The organism is Pseudomonas sp. (genome assembly GCF_036387035.1).
Classification (GTDB): domain Bacteria; phylum Pseudomonadota; class Gammaproteobacteria; order Pseudomonadales; family Pseudomonadaceae; genus Aquipseudomonas.
Map to the genome: position 1 here is coordinate 37,051 of NZ_DASVUM010000014.1, position 14,805 is coordinate 51,855.

Genomic DNA, 14,805 nt, shown 5'->3' on the forward strand with positions numbered 1-14,805 from the left:
CTGAGCCAAATGCATTTTTCAACCCGCTCCCAACGCGGCTTCACGCTGATCGAGTTGATGATTACCGTCGCCATCGTTGCCATCCTGGCCGCGATCGCTTATCCGGCCTATACCAAGTACGTCCAGCGCGGCTATCGCTCCGAAGGGATCGTGATGCTGAATGACGCCGTGGCGCGAATGGAGCGGTACTATGCTCAGAACAATAACTATTCGGCCAGTCTCACGGCTTTGGGTTTTCCCAGCGCAACGCCGCTCTCACAAACAGGCAAATACCAACTGGGCGTGACAGCGACAGCGACGGCATATACGTTTACGGCCGCCCCCAAAGATTCGCAGACCCAAGATGCATGCGGCACCTTAGCGATTGACCAAGCCGGGGCTAAAACAGCAACCGGCGGCACCGACTGCTTCAAATAACCGCTACCGCCCCCAGCACCCCGACACACTGGCAGCCCCCGACATCCCAAGGTTGTTGCGCCTGCCAGTGCTCTCCAGCACAAAGCTGCCACAGGCATCGCCGCCCATCATTCCCCCACCAATCGGTGACCCGGTCAGCGTAAACGCCCGCTCTTTACGCTCGGCGTCTATCCGATAAAAAGCATTCCCCACCGACACCTCATGACTAAACGCCGGCGGCCCGCTGACGTCCGAATACTGCCCAGCCCTCGAATGAAAGCGCTCCAGTTTCTGCGCCTCTTCCACCAACACGGCGGCGATCTCGGCGCGACGGGTTTTGCGGGTGTATTCGCTGTACTGCGGATACGCGACAGCGGCGAGAATCGCGACGATGGCGATGGCAATCAGCAGTTCGATGAGGGTGAAGCCCCTGCGCGCCGTGTTCATTGCCGCTGCCGCCACATCACCCGACGCTCGCGCGTGTGAATGCTCTCCAGCACCGTCCGTGAATCGCCTGCCAGGCCAACGGCTGTCACGCGATACAGCGTCCGGATCTGGCCGTCTGAGCCACCGGCAGGCTGGTCGGTCTGCCCAATATGCTGAATGCCGTAGAAACCGCTGCGCGTGGCGACCCAATCCACGCCCGACGCAACACCGGCGCTAGTGGCCGAAAGCGTCAGCGCTTCAGGCGGCGGCAGGCAGCTGGCGGGAGACGTACACGCCGGCAGGGAGAACGCAGGCGCCATGAGGTCGGCTTCCGCAGTGCGCAGCGCTGTTTCGGCAGACTGAAACGATGCATTGCGCAGCATGAGCGTGCCCGCCACCTTTTCCTGGAGCGTGGCGTTCTGCATCGATGATGTCGCTAAGAGTGTCAGCAACATCAGGAACACCAGGCTGACAATCAACACCGCCCCGCGTTGTGCATTCATCCTCATGCCCTCACCCCAGTCGATTACGAAGAGCGGCGACGACCTCGACGGTCTGCTCCTGAACCCGGTCGGCGGGGTCGAACAGGGTCAGGGTCAGTCGCACGCTACGGATCAGGTTGGGTTCGGCGCTGGGCGCATACCGGGCAACGGAGCGCTCGCTGGTCGAGCCTGCCACCCCAAACAGCACGCTGAACGCACGAACGTTGCTGACCAGAGGCTGGCCGTTCAGCGTCAGTTCATTGCGCGCCTTGTTGAAGCGATAGACCTGCCGGTGCACGGGCATCGCCGTCTCATTCGCCGCAAGTCGCGGCGCACGGCCGTTGGAATATGCGGTGGCGGCTGACACGCAATCGGTGTGTATGACCCAAGTGGACCAGCCTGCACCCTCTCCGGTCCCGGCGGTGGCAAGGGTCAGTGTCTGCGAACTGGCGTCCCAGGTAATCGGGTCGTGAAATGCTTTGGAGAAACCGTTGCCGACGCTGGCGTCATCGACTTTTCCCAGGCAGCCGAACATGCCCACCAAGCGCGCTTCCTGGACCATTTTGCTGAGCACGAAGCGGGCGTCCTCCTGAACGCTGGCGGAAGATGTCTGACTGGCATAGCTGCTCTTTGAGCTGATGAATATCTGCATCAAGGCCAGCGACATCACCAACCCCAAGGCCAATGCCAGCAGCACTTCCACCAGGCCAAAACCTTTCACCGATGCGGTCATGGTCGTACGCCCTGCTCGGCTGAGACATCGGCGGTCAGCGTGAGCGTCTGCTGTTGCGCTGCCGCTTGGCTGGCGCGGGAGTCGTCCCAGTTCAGCGTGAGGGTGACGGTCGATCCCAACATGGCAATGGATGCCTCGGCATCGTCACCGACCGCACGTTTGAGCTGCGTCGCGAAGTCGTACAGGTCCTGCTGGCGAGGCACAGCGAGATTGCCAGCGGCCGGCGCCTGACTCAGCGACGACAGTGCATAACTGGCGCCGGGGTTGGCGCGAATACGTTCGAAAAGATCATGGGCGATGAAGCTCACGTGCATGCTGCGCAGTGAGCTGTCGGTGTATTTCAGCGCATTGAGCTGAAGCATCGCGACGCCCAGTATGCCAACGCTGAAAACCAGCAATGCGACCATCACCTCGATCAGCGTCATCCCGCATTGCATCGTCCTTCCCACCATTGCGCACTTCCTCCGTCTGCTGTGCAGGCACCATTGAAGCCGATGCCTGACGACTTGCCCGGAGGATGTGTAACGGCGGCTTGCGGACACACCGACTGACAATGGACTGGGTTGTCAGCGCTGCTGAGGAGGTGTTTGCTTGAACGCCGCACGCAACGGAAGACGCTCGTGAAACAGCAAGGGTTGACCCTGATAGAACTGCTGGCCGGGCTGGTGATTGTCGGGATCGTCGCGACGCTGGCGATCCCTGCCTTCAGTGCGCTGATCGACTCACAACGACGTCACGACACGGCTCGCCAGCTGGCGAGCGGGCTGCGAATGGCCCGCACCGAAGCGATACTGCGCAGCCAGCCAGTGGTGATGCAGGCGCTGGAAAACGACTGGAGCCGAGGCTGGAATATCTTCGTGGACAGCAACCGTAACCAGTTCCGGGACGAGGCTGAACTGTTGCTGGCCGAGATCGCCGGCCACCGCAATGTCAGGGTGGCGGGCAACGGTAAGGTGGCTGTGCGAATTGGGTTTGATGCCACAGGGCGGCTGCTGAACAACGCCAACGGGACACTTGCGGTTTGCCTCAAAGACTTACCCGCCAGCCGCTACCAATTGGCGGTTGCGGTGACGGGCAGGGTCACGCTGCGATCCGAAGGCTTCGGCAGCGAGCCCTGCGCATGATGCGATTACAGCAGCGACTTGACGCGCAATTCCTTGGGCATCGAGAAGGTGATGTTTTCCTCGCGACCGGCCAGCTCGTCCGCGCCGGTGGCGCCCCAGGCGTGCAGCTGCTGAATTACGCCACGCACGAGCACTTCGGGCGCCGAAGCACCGGCGGTGATCCCGATGCGTCCAACGCCGTCGAACCAGGCGCGTTGCATGTCTTCGGCGCCGTCGATCAGATAGGCCGGGGTCGACATGCGTTCAGCCAGTTCACGCAGGCGATTGGAGTTGGAGCTGTTCGGACTGCCCACCACCAGCACTACGTCACACTCATCCGCCAGGACCTTGACCGCATCCTGCCGGTTTTGCGTGGCGTAACAGATGTCGTCCTTGCGCGGGCCGCCAATGGCAGGGAATCGCGCGCGCAGGGCGTCGATCACGCGACTGGTGTCGTCCATCGACAGCGTCGTCTGGGTCACGAAAGCGAGGTTCTCGGGGTTGCTCACCTGGAGGTTGGCGACGTCCGCTTCGTCTTCCACCAGATAGATCGCACCACCGTTGCTGGCGTCGTACTGGCCCATCGTGCCCTCGACTTCAGGATGACCGGCGTGGCCAATCAGGATGCACTCGCGGCCGTCACGGCTATAGCGCGCCACCTCGATGTGCACTTTGGTCACCAGTGGACACGTCGCATCGAACACCTTCAGGCCGCGACCGGCCGCCTCCGTGCGCACGGCCTGTGACACGCCATGAGCGCTGAAAATCACGATGACGTCGTCCGGCACCTGATCCAGCTCTTCGACGAAGATCGCCCCGCGGCTGCGCAGGTCTTCAACGACAAACTTGTTATGAACCACTTCATGGCGCACGTAGATTGGCGGGCCAAACACTTCCAGCGCGCGATTGACGATTTCGATCGCGCGGTCCACCCCGGCGCAGAAGCCACGTGGGTTGGCGAGTTTGATTTGCATGATGTGCCTCGTGTCTACGCGCAATGAAACATAAAAACGAAAAGGCCCCGAACAGTGCCGGGGCCAAGCACTCTGGCGATGCTCAGAGTGCCCTGACCTCAAAGATTTCCACTTCGAAGGTCAACGTCTTGCCGGCGAGCGGGTGGTTGAAATCAACGGTGACCTGATCATCACCAATCGCTTTCACCACGCCCGGCAGTTCGGTATTCGCCGCATCATTGAAGATCACCAGCAGCCCTTCCGACAGCTCCATGTTCTGGAACTGCGAGCGCGGCATGATCTGCACGTTTTGCGGGTTCGGCTGGCCGAAAGCGTTTTCCGGCGGCACTTGAAGCGTGCGTTTGTCACCCGCTTTGAAGCCAAAAATCAGCGCTTCGAAGCCGGGAAGCAGGCTGCCGTCGCCGACCTTGAAGGTCGCCGGGGCCTTGTCGAACGTGCTGTCGACGGTGTCGCCGTTTTCCAGGTGCAGCGCAAAATGCAGCGTGACTTCCGTGTTCTGACCGATGCGTGTTTCCTGAGTAGCGTGTTCGGTCATCAACTGATCAGTCATTGACGGTTTCTCCGGTTTTCTTGCTCTTGAACATGTCCAGAGCCAGCATGATCGCGCCGACGGTGATGGCGCTGTCCGCGACATTGAAGGCCGGGAAGCCGTGTTCCTTCCAATGCACGAAGATAAAGTCTATGACATGGCCAATGAAGATTCGGTCGTACAGATTGCCGAGCGCCCCGCCCAGTACAAGGGCAAGGGCAATTGCCAGCCAGGTTTCGTCGCGCCCCAGACGCTTGAGCCAGATCACCAGCACCACGCTCACCACGACCGCAATCAACGCAAACAGCCAGCGCTGCCAGCCAGAGCTGTCGGCCAGAAAACTGAACGCAGCGCCGGTGTTGTACGCCAGCATCCAGCTGAAGTAGTCGGGAAGGATGACGATCTGCTCGTACAACTCCAGGCGGTTTTCGAAGTAGAACTTGCTGGCCTGATCGATGACCACCACCAGCACGCTCAACCACAACCAACCCAGGCGGCCCATACGGCCAGCCGATGCATTAGGCATAGTGACGAACCTCGCCTGCACCGCTGATGTTGTCGACGCAACGACCGCATATTTCCGGATGCTCAGGATTGACCCCGACGTCCTCGCGGTGATGCCAGCAGCGCGCGCACTTGGCGTGGCCGGATTTGACCACCTTGAGCTTCAGGCCGGCGACTTCGGTGACCACGGCATCGGCAGGTGCGCTGATGAACGGCGCGACGCTGGCCGTTGAGGTGATCAACACGAAGCGCAGTTCATCGCCCAGTTTGGACAGGTCCGCCACCAGCGCGTCTTCGGCGTACAGGGTGACCTCTGCCTGCAAGTTGCCACCGATAGCCTTGGCGGCGCGCAGGTTTTCCATTTCCTTGTTGACCGCGACCTTCACCGCCATGATCCGCTCCCAGTAGGCGCGATCCATCTCGAAGCCTTCCGGCAGCTCGCTCAGGTCTTTGTACCAGGTGTTGAGCATGACCGACTCGTTACGCTCGCCCGGCAGGTACTGCCACAACTCATCGGCGGTAAACGCCAGGATCGGCGCGATCCAGCGAACCAGCGCTTCGGAGATATGGAACAGCGCAGTCTGGCAGGAGCGACGCGCCTTGCTGTTGGCGCCGGTGGTGTACTGGCGATCCTTGATGATGTCCAGATAGAAGCCGCCCAACTCCTGCACGCAGAAGTTATGCACCTTCGAATAGACGTTCCAGAAACGGTACTCGCCGTAGTGCTCTTCCAGCTCACGTTGCAGCAGCAGCGCACGATCCACTGCCCAGCGATCCAGCGCGAGCATGTCTTCGGCTGGCAGCAAATCGGTGGCCGGGTTGAAGCCGGTCAGGTTCGAGAGCAGGAAGCGCGCGGTATTGCGGATGCGACGGTACGCATCGGCACTGCGCTGCAGGATGGTGTCCGAGACGGCCATTTCGCCGGAGTAATCGGTCGCCGAAACCCACAGGCGCATGATGTCGGCGCCCAGTGTGTCGTTGACTTTCTGCGGCGCGATGACGTTGCCCAGAGACTTCGACATCTTGCGGCCGTTCTCGTCCACGGTGAAGCCGTGAGTGAGCAATTCGCGATACGGCGCGTGATTGTCGATGGCGCAACCGGTCAGCAGCGACGAGTGGAACCAGCCGCGGTGCTGATCGGAGCCTTCCAGGTACAGGTCGGCGCGTGGACCGCTTTCATGGCCCATCGGATGCGAACCGCGCAGGACGTGCCAGTGCGTGGTGCCGGAATCGAACCAGACATCCAGCGTATCGGAGATCTTGTCGTACTGCGGCGCTTCGTCACCCAGCAACTCGGCAGCGTCCATCTTGAACCAGGCTTCGATGCCTTCCTTCTCGACGCGCAGAGCGACTTCTTCCATCAGCTCGGCGGTGCGCGGGTGCAGCTCGCCGCTTTCCTTGTTCAGGAAAAACGGGATCGGCACACCCCAGTTGCGCTGACGGGAAATGCACCAGTCAGGGCGATTGGCGATCATCGAGTGCAGGCGCGCCTGCCCCCACGCCGGAACGAATTTGGTGTCTTCGATGGCTTTCACTGCACGGTTGCGCAGGGTGTCACCTGACGTTGGCTGCTTGTCCATGCCGACGAACCACTGCGCGGTGGCGCGATAGATCAGCGGAGTCTTGTGGCGCCAGCAGTGCATGTAGCTGTGCGTGATGGTTTCGGTGTGCATCAGCGCGCCGACTTCGGTCAGCTTGTCGATGATCGGCTGGTTGGCCTTGAAGATGAACTGGCCGCCAAAGAACTCCAGCGACGGGCTGTAGACGCCGTTGCTCTGCACCGGGCTGATGATGTCGTCGTTGGTCAGGCCGTAGCTTTTGGAAATGACGAAGTCGTCGACGCCATAGGCCGGCGAGCAGTGAACCACGCCGGTGCCAGCGCCCAATTCGACGTATTCAGCCAGATAAACCGGCGACAGACGATCATAGAAGGGGTGACGGAAGTTGATCAGCTCAAGCGCCGAACCCTGAGCCGTCGCAATCACCGAACCTTCAAGGTTCCAGCGTTTGAGGCACGACTCGACCAATTCTTCGGCCAGCACCAGCAGGCGCTCGCCGGTATCGACCAGCGCGTAGGTGAATTCCGGGTGAACGTTGAGCGCCTGGTTCGCCGGGATGGTCCACGGCGTAGTCGTCCAGATCACGATGGCGGCGGGCTTGCTCAGGTTTGGCAGACCGAAAGCAGCGGCCAGCTTGTCGGCATCGGCAATAGGGAAAGCCACGTCGATGGTGGACGACTTTTTGTCCTGATATTCGACTTCCGCTTCAGCCAGCGCCGAGCCGCAATCGAAACACCAGTTGACCGGCTTCAGGCCCTTGAAGACGAAGCCGTTCTTGACCATTTCGGCCAGCGCGCGGATTTCGCCGGCTTCGTTGGCGAAGTCCATGGTGCGGTAAGGGTTGGCCCAGTCGCCCAGCACGCCCAGACGGATGAACTCGGCTTTCTGCCCTTCGATCTGCTCGGCCGCGTAGGCACGGCACAGTTCGCGGGTCTTGTCCGCCGGCAGGTTTTTGCCGTGGGTGACTTCGACCTTGTGCTCGATCGGCAGACCGTGGCAATCCCAGCCCGGAACATAAGGCGCATCGAAGCCCGCCAGGGTCTTCGAACGAAGGATCATGTCCTTCAGGATCTTGTTGACCGCATGACCGATATGGATATTGCCGTTGGCGTACGGAGGCCCGTCGTGCAGCACGAACTTGGGCCGATCCTTGCCAATTTCGCGCAGCTTCTGGTACAGGCCAATGCTGTCCCAGCGCTGCAGAGTTTGCGGCTCGCGCTGGGGCAGGCCGGCCTTCATCGGGAAGGCGGTGTCCGGAAGATTAAGCGTGGCTTTGTAGTCGGTCATTTCAGGCTCTAAAGTTTAGCGGTTGGTCGTGCCAGTGGGCACGAGCGGCAGCGACATCCGCATCGATCGCCGTCTTGAGCGCCTCAAGGGAGGCAAAGCGCTGCTCATCACGCAGCTTCTGGTGGAATACCACCGTCAAACGCCGGCCATAGATATCGCCGGTAAAATCCAGGAGGTGAATCTCCAGGTGGGGACGTCCATCGCCCGCCACGCTGGGGCGTACACCGATATTGGCGACGCCCGGCCATGCCTTGCCGTCAATCTGTGTACTGACCAGATAGACGCCGGTCAATGGTACGCGACGACGCTTGAGCTGCACGTTGGCAGTGGGCGTGCCCAGCTGACGCGCCAGTTTCTGGCCATGCAGCACACGACCGGATATCTCGAACGGGCGGCCAAGCAAATGTTCAGCGAGGGCAAAGTCTGCCGCGGCCAGTGCGGTGCGCACCTTGGTGCTGCTGACGCGCACGCCATCGATCTCGACGGTCTGAGCCGCTTCGACGGTAAAACCCTTCTCGGCCCCGACTTTTTGCAGGAAATCGAAATCACCTACCCGGTCACAGCCAAAACGGAAGTCGTCGCCGACCTCCAGGTGCTTCACACCCAGGCCATCGATCAGCACGGTGTCGACGAATTCGGCGGCGCTCAGCTTGCTGAACCGCTGATTGAATGCCAGACACAGCACCAGATCAACGCCATCATTGGCAAGCAGATCAAGTTTGTCGCGCAAACGCGCCAGGCGGGCCGGTGCGGTGTCGGGGGCGAAGAACTCGCGCGGTTGCGGCTCGAAGATCACCACACAGCTGGGCAGGCCAAGCTCGACAGCGCGCTCCCGCAGCCGCGCCAGGATAGCCTGGTGACCCCGGTGAACACCGTCGAAATTGCCAATGGTGGCGACGCAGCCCCGGTGCTGCGGGCGCAGATTGTGAAGGCCTCGAACCAGCTGCATAACGCGCTTCTTGCTCATAAAGTGGCCGATTATAACCATACACCGCCGCCAACGACAGGCGACACAGCCGGGCAAACCACAACAATCGACGTTAACCGGCAGAAAACGACGACTGATCCTACAGGATCGCCTTGCGAGCAAAATGCCTGACCCGGAAACCCAACACCAGCAAGGTGCCGAAATACGCCACGACACCTGCCAGCACCAGCGCGCCCAGGCGCAGGAATCGCTGAAGCATCTCACCGTCCGACCACGCAGGCATCACGTGCATCAGGCCCAACAGCACGACGGACATGACCGCCACGGCGACCATCAACTTGCCCAAAAACATCGGCCAACCCGGCTGCGGTTGAAACAGGTCTTGCTTGCGCAGTTGCCAGAACAGCAGCAAGGCGTTGAGGCACGCCCCTACACTGATCGCCAGCGCCAGACCGGCGTGCGCCAGGTGGATGCCGTAGACGAACAGGATGTTGAACAGTTGAGTCACTATGAGGGTGAAGATCGCGATTTTCACCGGCGTGCGAATATTTTGCTGAGCATAAAAGCCTGGCGCCAGCACCTTGATCACAATGATGCCCAGCAGCCCCACCGAGTAAGCGACCAGCGCACGCTGCGTCATTGCGGCATCCACGCCGTCGAACTTGCCGTACTGAAACAGGGAAACCGTCAGCGGCTCGGCGAGCAACCCCAGCGCCAGGGTGCAAGGCAGCACCAGCAGGAAGCACAAGCGCAGCCCCCAGTCGAGAATGCGCGAATATTCGTGGCGATCCCGGCTGGCGTAGGTCTTGGACAAAATAGGCAGAAGAATCGTCCCCAACGCCACGCCGAGTACCCCAGAAGGCAGCTCCATCAGACGGTCGGCGTAGTACATCCAGGACACCGATCCGGCAACCAGAAATGAAGCAAATATCGTGTTGATGATCAGAGAAATCTGACTGACGGAAACGCCAAGCATGGCCGGCAGCATTTGCTTCATCACTCGCCAGACGCCAGTGTCGCGCAGGTTGAGGCGCGGCAATACCAGCATCCCGATCTTTTTCAGGTGCGGCAGTTGGTAAAGCAGCTGCAGCAACCCACCCGCCAGCACCGCCCAGCCCAGCGCCATCACAGGCGGGTGGAAATAAGGTGTAAGAAACAGCGCGAAGAAAATCATCGCCAGATTGAGCAGGGTCGGCACGAACGCCGGAACAGAGAAGCGATTCCACGTGTTAAGGATCGCGCCGGCCAGCGACGATAGCGAGATCAGCAATATATAAGGAAAGGTCACCCGCAGCAGATCCGAGGTGAGCTGGAATTTCTCAGGCGTGTCGGCAAAACCCGGCGCAGTGGCCCAGATGACCCAAGGGGCGAATACGACGCCCAGCACCGTGACGATCGCCAGCGCCAAGGTCAGCAGGCCGGCGACATACGCGACAAATGTGCGGGTCGCCTCCTCACCCTGCTGGCTTTTGTATTCAGCCAGGATCGGCACGAACGCCTGGGAGAAGGCGCCCTCGGCAAAAATCCGGCGCAGCAGATTGGGCAACTTGAACGCGATAAAGAAGGCATCGGTGGCCATGCCGGCGCCGAATGCGCGCGCAATGATGGTATCGCGGACAAAGCCCAGCACCCGCGAAAGCATCGTAATAGAGCTGACGGCGGCAAGCGATTTGAGAAGATTCATCGAAAGGTTGTACGCCTGACCAAAGGAAGCGCCAAAGCGCGTTCCATATATGCGATACTCCGCGCCGCAAAACAGCTCAGAGCCAAAGCCCGCGAGTTTACAGGTCGCACGCCGGAAAGAAATCACCTCGGCACCACATTGCGACCACTCAGCGGAACGCATCAACTGCCCTTGACAAGCGTCAAACTCATCGGCATGATTCGCGGCCTATTTTGTTAGCTATTTCCCAAGTCTTTCGAGGAGCTCGACGGTGGCCAACACACCTTCCGCCAAAAAACGTGCAAAACAGGCTGAGAAGCGTCGCAGCCACAACGCCAGCATGCGTTCCATGGTTCGTACCTACATCAAGAATGTAGTTAAAGCCATCGACGCTAAAGACGCTGAAAAAGCGCAAGCTGCTTATGTTCTGGCTGTGCCAGTTATCGACCGTATGGCCGATAAAGGCATCATCCACAAGAACAAAGCTGCTCGCCATAAAGGTCGCTTGAATGGCCACATCAAGGCTTTGAACCTTGCTGCTGCAGCCTAAGCGATTCGCTTGTTAAAAAACCGACCTCAGGGTCGGTTTTTTATTGCCTTCGATTTAACACTTCAGCATCAAGGTGCCGGCGCAGGTACCCACGGCAGAATTGGAATCGCGGTCACCGCATTCTGCGGACTGCCCTCGATGACCTTGTCGCTGTAGACCAGGTACACCAGCGTATTACGCTTCTTGTCGAGGAATCGCACCACTTGCATGGTCTTGAACACCAGCGAGGTCCGCTCCTTGAACACCTCATCACCGTCCTTCAATTGCTCCTTGAAGTGAATGGGACCGACCTGCCGGCAAGCGATCGACGCCTCGGCACGATCCTCGGCCAGACCCAGACCGCCCTTCACCCCCCCGGTGTTGGCGCGGGACAAATAGCACGTCACGCCGTCAACCTTGGGGTCGTCAAATGCCTCGACCACGATCCGATCATTCGGACCTACCATCTTGAACACGGTTGATACCTGGCCGATCTCTTCAGCTGACGCCAGCAACGGCAGCATCAGCAAAGCGCCCACCAACCCTTTCATGACTCGCATTTATGCTTCCTTCTCTTGATGACGGACTTCAGACCAGAATCAGGTTGTCACGGTGCACAAGCTCAGGCTCAGCCATGTAACCCAGCGCCTTGACGATGGCATCAGAGGGCAGACCGATGATCTTCTGCGCTTCGAGCGCGCTGTAGTTGCTCAGGCCGCGAGCGATCTCGCGACCGTCGGCCGCGACGCAAACCACCATCTCACCACGACGAAAACTGCCTTGCACCAGCTTGACGCCGACCGGCAAGAGACTCTTCTGGCTTTGCGACAGCGCCTTCACTGCGCCCTCGTCCAGCACCAGCGTGCCACGGGTCTGCAGATGCCCGGCCAGCCACTGCTTGCGGGCTGCGAGCATTTCGCGCTCCGGGGACAGCAACGTACCCAACCGCTCGCCTGCCTTCAAACGCGCCAGGACACGCTCGATGCGTCCGCCAACAATCACGGTGTGCGCACCGGAGCGGGCAGCCAGTCGTGCAGCACGCAATTTGGTCTGCATGCCCCCACGACCCAGCGCGCCGCCCGTGCCACCCGCCACCGCATCAAGCGCAGGATCGTCGGCACGGGCTTCATAAATGAGTTGCGCATCAGGGTTGTTGCGCGGGTCGGCATCGAACATGCCATCGCGGTCTGTGAGGATGACCAGCAAGTCGGCCTCGACCAGGTTGGCCACCAGCGCCGCCAGCGTGTCATTGTCGCCGAAGCGGATCTCGTCAGTGACGACCGTATCGTTTTCGTTGATCACCGGCACCACGCCCAACTCCACCAAGGTGCGCAGCGTGCTTCGTGCGTTCAGGTAACGCTTGCGATCAGACAGGTCGTCATGGGTCAGGAGGATTTGCGCAGTATGGCGCTGATGCTCGGCGAAGCTTGATTCCCACGCCTGCACAAGACCCATCTGACCAATCGCTGCGGCGGCTTGCAGCTCATGCATGGCACTCGGTCGTACAGTCCAGCCCAAACGGCTCATACCGGCCGCTACCGCGCCGGATGACACCAGGACCAGTTCGACGCCCGCCTCATGCAGGGCCACCATCTGCTCGACCCAAACACCCATCGCGTTGCGATCCAGACCCTTGCCGTCCGCCGTGAGCAGCGCACTTCCGATCTTCACCACCCAACGCTGGGCACCTGTCACCTTGCTCCGCATGATCTTTCAACCTTAAGCCAGAGAGTCCGAATTCTAGATACTAAAACGCCGCTTCAAGAGCGGCGTCGTAGTTTACTTCAGTCGAATCAGTCGCGGACGTAAATGATTTCCGGACCATCTTCGTCGTCGACGTCCTCTTCATCCCAGTCGTCATCGCCGATGTCATGCACGCTTTTCACGCCGCTTCGGCGCAAGGCACGCTGATCATCCAGCGCCTGCAGCTGAGCGCGGGCCTCGTCTTCGATGCGTTGATCCAGCTCAGCCAGCTCGGCAGCGTACGCCGGGTCATTGGCCAGACGATCAGCACGATCTTCCAGATAACGCATGATGTCGTGGGTCAGGCGATCGGTGCCTTCTTTGGCGATGGCCGAGATCACGTAGACAGGGCCGGTCCACTCCAGGCGATCAATGATCTCCTGCTTGCGGGCCTCATGCTCTTCTTCGAGGATCTGATCGCACTTGTTCAGCACCAGCCAGCGATCACGGTCCGCCAGCGCAGGGCTGAACTTGACCAGTTCGTTGACGATGACTTCAGCGGCGTCCGGCGCACTGCTTTCATCCAACGGCGCCATGTCAACGAGGTGCAGCAACAGACGCGTACGCGCCAGGTGCTTGAGGAAGCGAATCCCCAGGCCAGCGCCGTGGGAAGCGCCTTCGATCAAACCGGGAATATCGGCAACGACGAAGCTCTTCCAGCGATCAACACTCACAACACCCAGGTTTGGCACCAACGTGGTGAACGGGTAATCAGCGACCTTCGGCTTGGCAGCGGACACCGAACGGATGAACGTGCTCTTGCCAGCGTTGGGCAACCCGAGCAAGCCGACGTCAGCCAGCACTTTCAGCTCCAGCTTCAGATCACGCTGCTCGCCTGGCTTGCCCGGCGTGGTCTGACGCGGCGCGCGGTTGGTGCTGGATTTGAAACGCGTGTTACCCAGGCCGTGCCAGCCACCATGAGCCACCAGCAGACGCTGACCGGCCTTGGTCAGGTCGCCGATAACTTCCTGCGTGCCGGCGTCGATCACGGTGGTGCCGACCGGCACACGCAACACGAGCTCTTCACCCTTGCGACCGGTGCAGTCAGTGCTGCCGCCGTTCGAACCGCGCTCAGCGTCGAAGTGGCGGGTGTAGCGGTAGTCGACGAGGGTGTTCAGGTTTTCGTCGGCGATCATGTAGATCGAGCCGCCATCACCCCCATCTCCACCGTTGGGACCACCGTTCTCGATGAATTTCTCACGACGGAAGCTCATGCAACCGTTGCCGCCGTCACCGGCCTTTACTCGAATGGATACTTCATCAACAAATTTCATAGCGCACGCCTCCCGTCACAAAGACGAGCAAAAACATAGATTCATAAGGCTCTTGCAAAGATGAGCGTTGCGATACCGATCAAAAACCAGCGACTTCACACCACAACGGCCCACACAAACAGCTTTGCAAGAGACTCACCAGAAACAGGACCTTCTACAAACGAAAAAGCCCTGTCATCGACAGGGCTTTTCAGCTCAGAGGGTGCGAAGGTCAGGCCTTCACACGCCCTGAACGCAAGATTATGCCGCGACTTCAGTCTTTGGCACGATGCTTACATAGCGACGACCGAAGGCGCCTTTAACCTGGAACTTGATCACGCCTTCGACTTTAGCGAACAGGGTGTGATCTTTGCCCATGCCAACGCCGTAGCCAGCGTGGAATTGGGTGCCGCGCTGACGCACGATGATATTGCCCGGAATGATAACCTGGCCGCCATACATCTTCACGCCAAGGCGTTTGGCTTCTGAATCGCGACCGTTACGGGTACTACCACCAGCTTTTTTGTGTGCCATGAGTCAATTCTCCTAGTGAGGATTAGGCTGAAATTAAGCCTGAATACCGGTGATTTTGATCTCGGTGTACCACTGGCGGTGGCCCATACGCTTCATGTGGTGCTTACGACGACGGAACTTGATGATGCGGACTTTATCGTGACGACCTTGGGAGATCACTTC

At 59.9% G+C, this 14,805-nt stretch carries 18 protein-coding genes; 3 read left to right on the forward strand and 15 right to left on the reverse strand.

Features of this window, described 5'->3' with window-relative positions:
* The first annotated feature begins 9 nt into the window (after positions 1-9).
* Positions 10-417 carry a type IV pilin protein gene (locus VF672_RS01150; protein WP_331100525.1) on the forward strand — a complete coding sequence of 136 codons (408 nt, stop codon included), beginning with the start codon at positions 10-12 and terminating at the stop codon, positions 415-417.
* A gap of 3 nt (positions 418-420) precedes the next feature.
* On the opposite strand, the gene VF672_RS01155 is transcribed toward VF672_RS01150, so the two are convergent.
* Genes VF672_RS01155 through pilV form a run of 4 tightly spaced genes read right to left on the reverse strand, consistent with a single transcriptional unit; the run spans position 421 to position 2,489 of the window.
* The gene (locus VF672_RS01155; protein WP_331100527.1) at positions 421-843 is read right to left on the reverse strand and encodes a type IV pilin protein; all 423 of its coding nucleotides are present in this window, start codon (positions 841-843) and stop codon (positions 421-423) included.
* Positions 840-1,331: a pilus assembly PilX family protein gene (locus VF672_RS01160; RefSeq protein WP_331100529.1), complete on the reverse strand. Its 492-nt coding sequence runs from the start codon at positions 1,329-1,331 to the stop codon at positions 840-842. Before VF672_RS01160 ends, VF672_RS01155 begins: the two co-directional genes overlap by 4 nt.
* Before the next feature lie 4 nt (positions 1,332-1,335).
* Positions 1,336-2,037: a pilus assembly protein PilW gene (locus VF672_RS01165; protein WP_331100531.1), complete on the reverse strand. Its 702-nt coding sequence runs from the start codon at positions 2,035-2,037 to the stop codon at positions 1,336-1,338.
* Complete coding sequence (gene pilV, locus VF672_RS01170) at positions 2,034-2,489, reverse strand: type IV pilus modification protein PilV (protein ID WP_331100533.1); 456 nt, start codon at positions 2,487-2,489, stop codon at positions 2,034-2,036. The genes VF672_RS01165 and pilV overlap by 4 nt, the downstream gene beginning before the upstream one ends.
* Positions 2,490-2,624: 135 nt before the next feature.
* On the opposite strand from pilV, the gene VF672_RS01175 reads away from it, so the two are divergent.
* Positions 2,625-3,161, forward strand: coding sequence for a GspH/FimT family pseudopilin (locus VF672_RS01175; protein ID WP_331100535.1), 537 nt, complete (start codon positions 2,625-2,627; stop codon positions 3,159-3,161).
* 5 nt (positions 3,162-3,166) lie between these two features.
* Here the strand turns inward: VF672_RS01175 and ispH are convergent, their stop codons facing one another.
* From ispH to murJ, 6 genes are all read right to left on the reverse strand, one after another.
* Positions 3,167-4,114, reverse strand: a complete 948-nt coding sequence (ispH, locus tag VF672_RS01180) for a 4-hydroxy-3-methylbut-2-enyl diphosphate reductase (protein WP_331100537.1) — start codon at positions 4,112-4,114, stop codon at positions 3,167-3,169.
* 82 nt (positions 4,115-4,196) lie between these two features.
* A complete protein-coding gene (fkpB, locus tag VF672_RS01185) occupies positions 4,197-4,649 on the reverse strand; it encodes an FKBP-type peptidyl-prolyl cis-trans isomerase (protein WP_414705554.1) in 453 nt (150 codons plus the stop codon).
* Positions 4,650-4,656: 7 nt separating this feature from the next.
* Positions 4,657-5,169, reverse strand: coding sequence for a signal peptidase II (lspA, locus tag VF672_RS01190; RefSeq protein ID WP_331100542.1), 513 nt, complete (start codon positions 5,167-5,169; stop codon positions 4,657-4,659).
* Positions 5,162-7,993: an isoleucine--tRNA ligase gene (gene ileS / locus VF672_RS01195; RefSeq protein WP_331100544.1), complete on the reverse strand. Its 2,832-nt coding sequence runs from the start codon at positions 7,991-7,993 to the stop codon at positions 5,162-5,164. Before ileS ends, lspA begins: the two co-directional genes overlap by 8 nt.
* A gap of 1 nt (position 7,994) precedes the next feature.
* Positions 7,995-8,942: a bifunctional riboflavin kinase/FAD synthetase gene (ribF, locus tag VF672_RS01200; RefSeq protein WP_331100546.1), complete on the reverse strand. Its 948-nt coding sequence runs from the start codon at positions 8,940-8,942 to the stop codon at positions 7,995-7,997.
* A gap of 118 nt (positions 8,943-9,060) precedes the next feature.
* Complete coding sequence (gene murJ / locus VF672_RS01205) at positions 9,061-10,605, reverse strand: murein biosynthesis integral membrane protein MurJ (protein WP_331100548.1); 1,545 nt, start codon at positions 10,603-10,605, stop codon at positions 9,061-9,063.
* Between the two features lie 250 nt (positions 10,606-10,855).
* On the opposite strand from murJ, the gene rpsT reads away from it, so the two are divergent.
* Entirely contained in the window at positions 10,856-11,134 is a 279-nt protein-coding gene (gene rpsT, locus VF672_RS01210) for a 30S ribosomal protein S20 (RefSeq protein WP_037015424.1), read from the forward strand.
* Between the two features lie 68 nt (positions 11,135-11,202).
* Here rpsT and VF672_RS01215 read toward each other — a convergent pair whose 3' ends face one another.
* From VF672_RS01215 to rplU, 5 genes are all read right to left on the reverse strand, one after another.
* Entirely contained in the window at positions 11,203-11,673 is a 471-nt protein-coding gene (locus tag VF672_RS01215) for a CreA family protein (RefSeq protein ID WP_331100553.1), read from the reverse strand.
* A gap of 28 nt (positions 11,674-11,701) precedes the next feature.
* Entirely contained in the window at positions 11,702-12,820 is a 1,119-nt protein-coding gene (proB, locus tag VF672_RS01220; protein WP_331100555.1) for a glutamate 5-kinase, read from the reverse strand.
* 86 nt (positions 12,821-12,906) lie between these two features.
* On the reverse strand, positions 12,907-14,130 hold the full coding sequence (cgtA, locus tag VF672_RS01225) for an Obg family GTPase CgtA (RefSeq protein ID WP_037015431.1): 1,224 nt from the start codon (positions 14,128-14,130) through the stop codon (positions 12,907-12,909).
* 240 nt (positions 14,131-14,370) lie between these two features.
* Positions 14,371-14,643: a 50S ribosomal protein L27 gene (rpmA, locus tag VF672_RS01230; RefSeq protein ID WP_331100558.1), complete on the reverse strand. Its 273-nt coding sequence runs from the start codon at positions 14,641-14,643 to the stop codon at positions 14,371-14,373.
* A gap of 33 nt (positions 14,644-14,676) precedes the next feature.
* Positions 14,677-14,805: 50S ribosomal protein L21 (rplU, locus tag VF672_RS01235; RefSeq protein ID WP_331100562.1), on the reverse strand; the 129-nt coding region annotated here is incomplete at its 5' end.